Origin of the sequence: Kordia sp. (assembly GCF_965224175.1) — a bacterium.
Taxonomy (GTDB): Bacteria; Bacteroidota; Bacteroidia; order Flavobacteriales; family Flavobacteriaceae; genus Kordia.
On the sequence record NZ_OZ245041.1, the window covers coordinates 1,315,440 to 1,327,834 of the forward strand.

10 protein-coding genes are annotated in these 12,395 nt (G+C 32.0%); 8 read left to right on the forward strand and 2 right to left on the reverse strand.

Annotated elements, in window-relative coordinates; all coding sequences use genetic code 11:
• From ACOQOS_RS05790 to ACOQOS_RS05825, 8 genes are all read left to right on the forward strand, one after another.
• The gene (locus ACOQOS_RS05790; protein WP_420574023.1) at positions 1-957 is read left to right on the forward strand and encodes a glycosyltransferase family 2 protein; all 957 of its coding nucleotides are present in this window, start codon (positions 1-3) and stop codon (positions 955-957) included.
• Between the two features lie 115 nt (positions 958-1,072).
• Positions 1,073-2,797: a phospho-sugar mutase gene (locus tag ACOQOS_RS05795; protein WP_420574024.1), complete on the forward strand. Its 1,725-nt coding sequence runs from the start codon at positions 1,073-1,075 to the stop codon at positions 2,795-2,797.
• A complete protein-coding gene (locus tag ACOQOS_RS05800; protein WP_420574025.1) occupies positions 2,797-4,623 on the forward strand; it encodes an ABC transporter ATP-binding protein in 1,827 nt (608 codons plus the stop codon). Before ACOQOS_RS05795 ends, ACOQOS_RS05800 begins: the two co-directional genes overlap by 1 nt.
• Before the next feature lie 79 nt (positions 4,624-4,702).
• The gene (locus ACOQOS_RS05805; RefSeq protein WP_420574026.1) at positions 4,703-5,185 is read left to right on the forward strand and encodes a hypothetical protein; all 483 of its coding nucleotides are present in this window, start codon (positions 4,703-4,705) and stop codon (positions 5,183-5,185) included.
• A gap of 92 nt (positions 5,186-5,277) precedes the next feature.
• Positions 5,278-5,820: an RNA polymerase sigma factor gene (locus ACOQOS_RS05810; RefSeq protein ID WP_420574027.1), complete on the forward strand. Its 543-nt coding sequence runs from the start codon at positions 5,278-5,280 to the stop codon at positions 5,818-5,820.
• Positions 5,821-5,850: 30 nt separating this feature from the next.
• Entirely contained in the window at positions 5,851-6,372 is a 522-nt protein-coding gene (locus tag ACOQOS_RS05815; RefSeq protein ID WP_420574028.1) for a hypothetical protein, read from the forward strand.
• 12 nt (positions 6,373-6,384) lie between these two features.
• The gene (locus ACOQOS_RS05820; protein ID WP_420574029.1) at positions 6,385-6,837 is read left to right on the forward strand and encodes a sensor of ECF-type sigma factor; all 453 of its coding nucleotides are present in this window, start codon (positions 6,385-6,387) and stop codon (positions 6,835-6,837) included.
• 300 nt (positions 6,838-7,137) lie between these two features.
• Positions 7,138-10,269 (forward strand): hypothetical protein, encoded by a 3,132-nt coding sequence (locus ACOQOS_RS05825; RefSeq protein ID WP_420574030.1) that lies wholly within the window; start codon positions 7,138-7,140, stop codon positions 10,267-10,269.
• 2 nt (positions 10,270-10,271) lie between these two features.
• On the opposite strand, the gene ACOQOS_RS05830 is transcribed toward ACOQOS_RS05825, so the two are convergent.
• Positions 10,272-11,333, reverse strand: a complete 1,062-nt coding sequence (locus ACOQOS_RS05830; RefSeq protein WP_420574031.1) for a WD40/YVTN/BNR-like repeat-containing protein — start codon at positions 11,331-11,333, stop codon at positions 10,272-10,274.
• 1 nt (position 11,334) lies between these two features.
• The gene (locus tag ACOQOS_RS05835) at positions 11,335-12,351 is read right to left on the reverse strand and encodes a hypothetical protein (protein ID WP_420574032.1); all 1,017 of its coding nucleotides are present in this window, start codon (positions 12,349-12,351) and stop codon (positions 11,335-11,337) included.
• Between the last annotated feature and the right edge of the window lie 44 nt (positions 12,352-12,395).

Here is a 12,395-nt window from a genome sequence, read left to right on the forward strand (position 1 = left end):
ATGAATATATCTGTAGTTATACCACTACTCAACGAAGAAGAGTCTTTACAAGAATTGTATGATTGGATTGTACGCGTGATGCAAGCGCACAATTATACATATGAAGTTCTTTTTATTGATGATGGAAGTACGGATAGTTCTTGGAAGATTATTCATGAACTATCACAGAAACATTCTGAAGTAAAAGCGATTCGTTTTTTACAAAATTACGGAAAATCGCAAGCTTTGCACGCTGGTTTTAAAGAAGCTACAGGTGATGTTGTGATTACGATGGATGCTGATTTACAAGACAGTCCCGATGAAATTCCTGAATTGTATCAAATGATTACTGAGAAAAATTTTGATTTGGTTTCTGGTTGGAAAAAGAAACGTTACGATTCTGTCATCGCTAAAAATATTCCTTCAAAATTATTCAATTGGGCAGCAAGAAGAACTTCAGGCTTAAAATTAAACGATTTTAATTGCGGTTTAAAAGCATATAAGAACATCGTCATCAAGAATGTTGATGTATATGGAGAAATGCACAGATATATTCCTGTATTAGCTAAAAACGCTGGTTTTCAAAATATTGGTGAAAAAGTAGTAATCCATCAAGCCCGTAAGTATGGAAAAACAAAATTTGGTTACGATCGCTTTATCAATGGTTTTTTAGATTTGATTACGATTTGGTTTTTATCAAAATTTGGAAAACGTCCTATGCATTTATTTGGTGCTTTAGGTGTATTAATGTTTATGATTGGATTTGCTTCCGCTGGATATATAGGAATTACAAAACTTTATAAACTTGCATATCATCTGCCTGCAATTTTAGTCACGAATAATCCTTGGTTTTATATTTCACTAACAACTATGATTATTGGAACACAGTTTTTCTTAGCTGGTTTCTTAGGAGAAATTGTATTGCGAAGCAAACGCGATAAAGAACGCTATAAAATTAGCGAAACAGAAAATTTATAAACTCAGGTATGATCCTGATACATTTATTTCCATCACATAAAGTTCATTAAATATTCTGTCTATCAAAATAGAAACCAAATGAATTCATTATTTTTGTGACTTAAAATACCCATACATGACAAAGATTGATGCTCAAATTTTGGAAAAAGCTACAGCTTGGTTAACTCCAAATTTCGATTCAGCTACACAAGAAAAAGTTCAAGAACTTATACATAATAATCCCAAAGAATTAACTGAAAGCTTTTATAAAAATTTAGCTTTCGGAACAGGCGGAATGCGCGGTGTTATGGGACCTGGAACCAACAGAATCAATAAATATACTTTAGGTAAAAACACACAAGGACTTAGTAATTACCTAAAAAAAACATATCCGAATCAAGAATTAAAAGTTGCTATTGCTTATGATTGTAGACATAATAGTCAATCCTTAGCACAAGTAGTTGCGAATGTATTTTCTGCAAATGGCATTAAAGTATTCTTGTTTTCAGACTTACGTCCTACTCCAGAATTATCTTTTGCGGTAAAATATTTAGATTGTCATTGTGGAATTGTATTAACAGCTTCTCACAATCCGCCTGAATACAATGGTTATAAGGTGTATTGGACAGATGGAGGACAAATTGTTCCTCCACAAGATGGAGAAATCATCAATGAAATTAATCTACTAGATTTTGATCAAATTCAGTTTGAAGCTAATGCTGATTTAATTCAGATGGTAAGTACTGAAGTAGATGAAGCTTTTATTACAGCTAGTGTTGCAAATGCTGATTTTAAAGCGGCAAATAAAGAAGATGTAAGCATCGTTTTTACGTCATTACATGGAACTTCTATCACTATGATTCCAGAAGTTCTAAAACGTGCTGGTTATGCAAATGTCCATATTGTTGAAGAACAAGCTAAACCCGATGGAGATTTTCCAACGGTAGTTTCACCAAATCCAGAAGAGCCTGAAGCATTAGAAATGGCATTACAATTAGCCGAAAAAACAAATGCTGATATTGTGATTGGAACTGATCCTGACAGTGATCGTTTGGGAATTGCTGTTCGCGATTTAGATGGAAACATGATTTTATTGAACGGAAATCAAACCATGGTGGTCATGACAGATTTCTTGTTACAACAATGGAAAAACAATAATAAAATAAACGGAAAACAATTCATAGGTTCTACGATTGTATCTACACCTATGATGACTGATTTGGCAAAAGCATATGAAGTAGAATGTAAAATTGGTTTGACTGGTTTTAAATGGATTGCTAAAATGATCAAAGATTTTCCTAAACTAGAGTTTATTGGCGGCGGAGAAGAAAGTTTTGGATTCATGACAGGCGACTTTGTACGTGACAAAGATGCAGTAACGGCTGCATTATTGGCATGTGAGATTGCAACGCAAGCAAAAGCTAATGGAAGTTCATTTTACGCTTCATTGATTGACATGTATGTTGCCCACGGTTTTTATAAAGAAAAACTAGTTTCTTTAGTAAAAAAAGGAATGGATGGAGCCGCTGAAATCAAGCAAATCATGGTAGATTTGAGAGAAAATCCACTAACTACAATTGACGGTTCAAAAGTAGTACGAATTGAAGACTATCAAACCTCAGTTTCAACTGATACAGAAGCAGGTACAACAACCACAATTTCGGTTCCTAAATCAAATGTTTTAATTTATTACACCGCTGATGGCACTAAAATTGCAGCTCGTCCAAGCGGTACAGAACCGAAAATAAAATTCTACTTTAGTGTAAATCTGCCATTAGCAAACAAAGCCGATTTTGCAAAAGTAGAGCAACAACTCGATGCCAAAATAGATCGCATCGTACAAGAAATGAAACTCAACTAATGAATTATATTAAAAAAATATTGCGCTTTGCATTAGCTTATAAAAAATATGCTTATCTAAACATATTTTTCAATGTGCTTTATGCACTATTTAGTGCACTATCATTTGTGGCTCTTATTCCAATGTTGGACATATTATTTAAGCCAAAAACTGAAAAAGTAGTTTTAACAGAACCTGTTTACACTGGCATTGGTTCTCTAAAAGACTATTATCAAGACTTATTAGCTTTTAAAGTTCAAGGGTTTTCTGGTGGTGATGATTCAATGGCATTATTATTCGTTATCATCTTAGTAATCGTTTTATTCTTTCTAAAAAACATATTTGGATATCTAGGTATGTATTTTATCACCTTTATGAGAAATGGTGTTCTGAAAGACATTAGAAACGAAATGTACCACAAGATTACAGTTTTACCACTTTCTTATTTTTCTGAAAAGAGAAAAGGAGATGTAATTGCTAGAGTTTCCGCCGATGTAGGAGAAGTTCAAAATTCTTTTCTATCGATATTAGAAATGATGGTAAGAGAACCACTAACTATCTTGTTTACAATTATAATGATGTTATTGATAAGTACTAAACTGACCGTTTTTGTATTTATTTTCATTCCTATTTCTGGTTTTATCATTTCTGCCGTTGGAAAAAAACTAAAGAAACACTCTGAAAACACGCAAAAAGAACAAGGTATATTTTTATCTCAAATCGAAGAAACATTAGGAGGATTACGTGTTATTAAAGGATTTAACGCAGAACGTCATTTTAATAATAATTTTCAAGAATCTACATTTCGCTTTTTTAGTTTTTCAAATAAGTTGTTAAACCGACAAAATTTATCTTCTCCTACCAGTGAATTTTTAGGAATTGCAGTAATTGCTATTCTACTTTGGTATGGTGGTAGAATGGTTTTGGTTGACGGCACTTTAGACGGCTCATCTTTTATTGCTTATATGGGATTAGCTTACAATATTTTGACACCTGCAAAAGCAATTTCAAAAGCTTCGTATAGCGTAAAGAGAGGAAATGCAGCAGCTGAACGTATACTAGAAATTTTAGAAACAGAAAGTCCAATTGCCGATGCAAAAGATGCTAAAGTGAAAGGAGAATTTACTTCTAATGTGGAAATAAAGGATATTTCTTTCAAGTATGAAGACGAACTTGTTCTTAAAAACTTCTCTCTAAAAGTCCCAAAAGGAAAAACAGTAGCACTTGTTGGACAATCTGGAAGTGGAAAAAGTACTATCGCCAATCTTGTAACGCGTTTTTATGATGTAAATGAAGGAAGTATTGAAGTTGATGGAGAAAATATCAAAACATTGACAAAAGCTTCGCTACGTAACTTATTGGGACTCGTAACGCAAGATTCTATACTTTTTAATGACACGATTCGTAATAATGTGAAACTTGGGAAACAAGATGCCACTGACGAAGAAGTGATTGAAGCTTTAAAAATTGCCAATGCATGGGAGTTTGTAAAAGATTTACCGGAGCTACTCGATCACAATGTTGGTGATTCTGGAGGAAAACTTTCTGGTGGACAAAAACAACGTTTGAGTATTGCTAGAGCTGTTTTAAAGAATCCACCAATCATGATTTTGGATGAAGCTACTTCTGCCCTAGACACCGAAAGCGAACGCTTGGTTCAAGTTGCTCTGGAAAACATGATGAAAAATAGAACTTCTATTGTTATTGCACACAGATTGTCTACCATTCAAAATGCAGATGTTATAGTAGTTATGCAAAAAGGTGAAATTGTAGAGCAAGGAACACATGAAGAGTTGATTAGTAACGATAGCGTGTATTCTAAATTGGTTCAGATGCAATCAATTTAGAGTTTAAACTCGGAAGTTGTATTTGAGTTAGAAATAAGCCTCTTTTGCATATTATTTTTACATTTTTAAATCTAGTTTATTGGGAATACAAAAGGAATGGCATAACAAGCAACAAGCAGAAATCCATTTTTCACTGCTCAAAGATTCACTTTTTGAATCCCTAAAACCATATTTTGCTTTTTCTGGAAAACTAGATTTATCTGTGAATGATCCTTCGGCTGAAAATGCAGATACTCTTGCTAGAATTCTAAATGCCACGTGTAAACTAGCAAATGACAATAATTCTATGTTTGGTGCTGATGGTATTTTGGCACAACAAGTAATTGTAGAGGAAAATAAAATCCTTAAATATTGGGGAAAGATTTTCTGGTTGATTACTCCTTCCAATCACATTTCTTACAAACCATCACTTGACCCTTTTTACGGGGAGTTTCAATTGAAAGATAACGAAATTCAAATACTGAATTTAAAATTTGGAGATCATAATTGTACTAACTTGGATAAAGTTTGGTGGTTTGATGTAACGCTTGATTGGCTATATGAATTTGAAGAAATCAATTAAAAATCAAATCATTACAAAAATTATCTATATTTTTTTATCTTTAAATTAAACCTTTACCGCTTTACTAAGTCAAAGAAGCAAACAAAAAGCACTTGAACGTCGTAGAAACAAGCCTTATAGATGATTTAAAGAATCCAAGAACGCAGGAAAAAGCGTTTCGAGAATTGGTGTCTACTTACAAAGAACGTTTGTATTGGCATATTCGTAGAATGGTCACAAGTCATGATGATGCTGACGATGTACTACAAAATACCTTTATCAAAGTTTTTAGAAGCATTCATAATTTTAAAGGTGATAGCAAATTGTATTCTTGGATGTATCGTATTGCTACAAACGAATCAATTACGTTTATCAATCAACGCGCAAAAAAAGCAGGAATTTCTTCCGAAGAATTACAAGAACAATTAGTCAATAATTTAACTGCCGATGTTTATTTTGAAGGCGATCAAATTCAGTTGCAACTTCAAAAAGCAATTGCAACATTGCCACAAAAACAGCAGATTGTTTTTAACATGAAGTATTTTGATGATATTACATATAACGAAATGAGTGAAATTTTAGACACTTCGGTTGGCGCTTTGAAAGCTTCATATCATCACGCAGTAAAAAAAATAGAAAACTTTTTAACCGATTAAACCTTTTACTATATTTAGAGTCAAACAATTGTGAAAAAGAAAGAATTACATAACAATAAATCAACAGGATTTACAACACCTAAAGACTATTTCAATTCGTTTGAAGATAGACTTTTCGATGTATTAAAAACTGAAAATACGATTCCTAAACAGGAAGGTTTTAAGGTGCCTGATGCTTATTTTGACGGTTTAGAAGATTCTCTTTCTGCTCAATTATTTTCTAAAGAAGAAACCACTAAGGTCATTCCGCTACAGCGAAAGAAAAACTACTTAAAATACATTGGATATGCAGCTGCCGCTTGTGTATTATTTTTAGGTGCAATTAATTTCTTTTCAGATACTACCAAGTTAACCATTGATGAAGTTGTAAATAGTGAGATTAATAATTTTATAGAAGATGATTTAATTGCACTAAATAATTACGATTTAATTAATGTATACGAAGAGGAGAATATTGATATCACAACGATTTTTGAAGTAGATTTAAACGAAACAGATACCATTGATTATTTGGAAAACACAGCAGATCCTTATGATTTATTGGATGAATAAAATATTAAAGAAATGAAATTATATACCACAATTCTATTTGTATGCTTCGGAATCTTTCTGAGTTTTGGACAAAAAAGAGAAAGCAAAGAGAAAATTAAAAAACTAAAAATTGCTTATTTCACAGAACATTTAAATTTAACTGCGGAAGAAGCACAACAGTTTTGGCCTATTTACAATGCGTTTGATGACAAAAATCATGATTTACGTGTAAAAGGTTTTTCTAAAATTAAACGTGAAGTAAAAAACATGGATAGCATGTCGGAAGCAGAAGCTTCTGAAATTTTAGTACGATTAGAAGGACTAGAAAAAGAAATGTATGAGAACAAAAGAGAATTTATGCGAAAGCTTCGTAAAGTACTTTCGTCTAAAAAAATCATACGTTTGAAAAAAGCAGAACGTGATTTCAATAAAAAACTGATGAAACAGTTTAGAGATAGACGTGGAAGACGAAAATCAATGCCCTAAAAAACCTAGAATATTTTAATATTCTCAACCTGCATTGATTAGAAAAGAGCATTTCTTTATGAGAAATGCTCTTTTTGTGTTTTATAATAACTTCTCATTAAACCTTTTTCAATTTTGAAAGTCTAATAAATATATGTGCAATAAGCAGTAGTAATTAGCACGGTTTATAATTTTGGTGATTGGTTAAAAGGAGTGTTTTACAAAACACTCCTTTTATATTTTTGAGCAATATTAAAAATCCTTACAAATAAGTATTTTTATTCTCAAAATTGATTTGTAGCTTTAAGAAAAATAGCACAGATGAATTCTAAGTCACCAAACCAATTCAGTCCATTCAAGTATTTTGAACGAAATAATATTCACAAAAATTACATCATTTTATTTTTGATTCTTTCCGTTTTGATGAAATTTTTCGGAAGTTCTTTTACTATTTACGACTGGATTCAGCATGCGCAATTTACTGAAACAGCCGTGACGAGTCAGTGGTTTGAAGACAATGTAAGTAGCACAAAACTTTTCTATTTTTACAGCTTTTTTGTTGTAGACTTTGTGTGGGCAGCACTACTTTGGTTTATTCTTGCCAAATACGTTAAAACAAAACTTTTTAATGTAAACATGAAATGGATTTACAAGTTGTTTATCATTATAGTTTTCATTGCGCTTGGTTTAGACTATACGGAGAATTTCTATTATATAATTCATCATGAGTATCCTGAAACGCTAGTTAAACTTAAAAACGCTGCATACGCGCTAGGTTTTCTATTGGTAATACTTGTATGGTTGCGTTTCTCATTAAAAGATCGATTTGTAATTTTTAAAGAATTTATTTCTTCTTCATGGATTAGTTTGATTTTCTTAGTTATCACTGGACTTACCTTACCAAAAGCACCACAACTAAATTCTATTATCGTTGACTTATATTACCATCCTTGGTGGTTTGTAGTAGTATTATTGCTCATTTTTGCGCCTATGTATTGCATTGTACTTTCACATTATCCAAATTATTTTTTATTCTCAAAATCCAATAGAAAATTTAAAGATAAAGTCTGGAAAATCTCTAAAACATTCAGCATTTTCGGAATTATTTGGTATCGCAATGCAGATCATAAAGGGAATAATGATTATGAAAACTACATTAGCTTTTTACGCAGAACGCTTGGTGTCTTTTTCTACGGAGCTATTTTTTATATGTTGGCATACACAGCAGATTCTAATTTTACCGTAAATTCAAAACTTAGCGGACTTGCAAGTGTATTGGTTTTTGGTTTAATCTGGTGGTTATATGTATTGAAAAAACGAAAAGATAAATGGTATCACGATCATAAAATTGCTATTGATAATATTGGCGACGATGTTACTGAATTGATGGCTTCAAATATAAACTTAGAAAATTCGGCAGTTAAAACGAAAAAACTCACTTCGCCTAAAGGGAAAGAAACTTTAAAAAAACCAATCAACACTTATTTAGTATTTTTAGGATTGACAGTAGTTGCACACCTAGCATTGTTGATTTTATTGCTATACTTTGAACATCCTTACAGATATTCTACCGTAGTTTTGAGTTTGATATGTGTTACGCTTCAAGCAATTACTTATACATACTACCGAACTTACCGAACTCTTTTTAGATATGCCTTTTTTAATGAGCATATAAAAACGGTGATCAATTCATTCTCCGTCATGCATAACGAAAATGATCTTCGAAGTTATGAGGAAAAGAAACAGAATATTATCACCGCTTTTAAAAACTACAATTATTTTGGGCAAACTACATTTTTCAAGAAATTAGCTAAGCTGAAAATTGGCAATCTATCGCTAGGTGCTATGAGTAATAATATCATCTTTTTACAAGTAGTTTCTTATTTTGGATTTTTTAATGCATTGCTTTTATTCACTCTTAATATATTTCCGAATTGGGCAATGAAAGTGAATTCGATTATCATTATTATTTCCTATTTCTTTTTGCTATACGGAATGATTGTCATTATTCTAAAGCACTTTATTTATTACAATTTATCGAAAGAAAAGTTTGCCGACCGCAACAAAGCAACATATTTTTTTCTGATTGCCATGAGTGTTTTAATGCTTGTCATTGTGAATCGTCTCGCTAGTTCTAATAATTTATTTGAACTTGAACAGATTCCAGAAACAGTAAATAAAGAAAAGGTTAATTTGAATACTTATGTAAGTAATTTACCTAGCACACGTTATTATATTGGTTGTTATGGTGGCGGAATGAAAGCCAACGCATGGACAATGACCGTGTTGAATGCATTAGATAAAAATAATACATTGTATGACAAAACGGTATGTTTATCTGGTGCTTCTGGTGGAACTATTGGTTTGATTAATTATTCAGCTATCAAACACGTTACTAAAACACAGGAAAAGCGAGAAACAATTATTCGAAATATTGGTACTGAGAATATTTTATCCATGGACGTTACGCACGTACTTGGGAGAGATTGGATATTACATACACTTATACCCGGTGATTTAAAAGGATTGGATCGTTCTACAAACGCCATGCGTGCTTATGCCAAACATGCAGATTCCACAGGATTTTCTGAGGATGAATTTGAGAAAAAATCATATAGACAATATTGGGCAGAGATGTATAAACGAAGAGGACGTTTTCCAATTTTAATTAGTAACACTACCAATATTCAAGGGCGACAAGGAATGGCAGTTTCTATTGCCACTAATGGCGATGCTGATAAAGTTTTATATTTTGGAGCTAATAATATTTTGGAACTTCCCAATAACAAAACATTGAGTTTTTACAATGCTGCTTCTACAACAAACCGCTTTCCACTAATTAGTCCTGCCGCAACTATTGAAGGATTCGGACAGTTTAATGATGGTGGATTATATGAAAATTCAGGATTGTTGTCTGCATTTAAATTGTATGAAGCAATTAATACGGTAGATACTGCTGCTAAGGAAACGAAGAATATTTTTATTAATATTATTAATGATAAATCAGCGTACATAAAATTTCGCATGAACGATATTATGAATCGCTGTAATGGTGGAGAGATTAATAAATCAAGTGAAATATCTGCCATTTTAAATTCGGTAGCAGCTACAGAGATGTTTCCAGGTTATATAAAAGATAAGTTGCACTACATGGATTCAAAAAGTCCTAATATTGAGTTTGAAAGTATTCATTTGCCGCATAAATTCAATTTAGAAGATGTCAGAGCCATATACGGACAAAAAATTAAAGACACAGTCTGCTTGCGAAAAATTACTCAAATCATCGATGAAAATAATACTGAAATAAAAAATTTAATGAAAGGTTGTTCTCAGGAAACCAATATGATTATTGAACCTGCAATGAGTCGTGTAATGGCAAAGCCTGCTTTTGATTTTATGCAATATATGCTAGATCATAGTAGTGTGAAACCTGTTATTGAGAAGTTTCAGTAAAACTACTTAAAAAACAACTTCGCAATACGATTTTTCCCTGCAGCATACGCCGTGGAATCATTGATAAATTTGATGGTATAAAATCCTTCATCAGATAAATGTGTCCATGTTTCACCTGCATCTTTAGAGTAATCGATTCCTTTGAAGCCAACAGCAATTAATTCTTTGGCATCACTATTTGGAATATATTGTACACAACTTCTATATCCAGGATTTGTGTTTTTAGCAACTAATTGCCAAGTTTTTCCACCATCTTTAGTTCTAATTTTATTGGCTTCATTGATATCTGCTTTGGAATAATCGCCGCCAATAGCAAAACCATTTTTTTCGTCATAAAAGTCAATAGAGTACATTCCCGTAGTTTCAATTCCTTGTACAATTGGTGTTTCATACACTTTCCAAGTATGACCTTTATCTGTTGAGTGTAAAATTCTACTTGCCTTTCCTCCTGTGGCAATCCAAGCTTCATCACCAATTATTTTAATATTTGTGTTACTAGCAGCAAATGCCGCTTCTCCTTCTTTTGCTTTCGGTAATTGATCGCAGGTAATTTTATTCCACGTATTTCCACCATCACGCGTAATAATAATACTGATACAATCATCTGTTGGATCTCCCATAGCAATTCCTTCGTTTGCATTCCAAAACGCAATAGCATCGTAAAATACTTTTTCGTGTGTTTCTTTGTATACAAGAGTTACAGAACCGTCAGGAGTAATTTTGTACAACAATGCAGGATTTACAATGCTGATTCCGAATGTTGTATTATTTATATGAGTTACAGCTCTAAAGCTCACATTCAACGAATCTGAGACTTTCCTTTTGAGCAGATTTGTATGTTTTTTTGTTTTTGAATTATACTGTGCAATCGTGGTTTTATTTCCGCCATATACCAAATCGTTATTTGGTGTAATAGCAATTGCCCTGATACTAATAGAATCATTGAAAATTGGCGTTATTTCGACACTTGTTATTGTTTTTTTAGGAGATGGTTTCTCTGCTTTTTTTTCTTCTGCACAAGAAAATAACAATCCAATAATAATGAAGGAAACTAAAATACGCATGTTAAGCTTTTTTTGATTTAAAAATAGATTGACCAATTCCTTTTATCGAGAGAACATTCAATGGAAACTCCATAAAAACGTGCAATAAACTCAAGAAAAGTAATAATGTTAAACCTATTCTATAATTGTAAAAATAAAGTGCTACTGAAGCTGCCCAAAGTAAAATGATGAATACAGATCGTTTTTGGGTGAGTTTTTTATGCCAACCTATAATTGTTGTTTTCGAGAACCAATTTAGGTAATGATATGTATAAGCAAACGCGATAAATATTTGTATTTTGACATCAATCAAACTGTAAAAAGAAAAGGAACTTCCATCAGTAATGCCAAGCAATTCTGAAATTTTAGCATTTAAAATGTAAAAGCTATTTTCTGCATAAATATTCTGTACATTCTTACCAACTTCACGTCCCAATTGCGGAAACGCCATATACATAATGACAAAAGGAACAAGCACTAATAATATAATATTAAAGTAACCGATTTTATTTTTAGACTTTAAATTGCCATACCACATAAACAATAAGGTAAATAAATACACGTGTATTACTGTTGGCAATAAAACACCTATAATCACATGATATAATGAATATCTATGAAGATAGACAGCCAATAGAATCCCTATTCCTATTGCAATGCCTTGAAATAATCGCTTTTTAATTACTACAAAAGTAAATGCACATATAATAGCTACAAAAAACAGTGAATTGAAATAAATTGGCAGTACATATATGAACTTTTCAACAATAAAATTATCCTGAATATCTTTAAAAATTGGCAACTGCAATAGCAAAGGTAAAGAGATTAACAATGCAAAAATTAATGTAATACCAATCCATACTTTATTGTTCGCTACAAAATAACTTTTATCACGTATCCAGTTAATCTCAGTAAAATAATGTAACGGACCTAATACGGCATACGCAAAAAGAAAAAGTTCAAAAGGTAACCAATAAGCTAACAGAAAAGAAAGGAAGATCAATCCTGTGTTTAAGAGATCAATATTTAGCGTTTTCATATTGTTTAAAAATAAAAAAAGCTTCGTAAACTACGAAGCTTTTT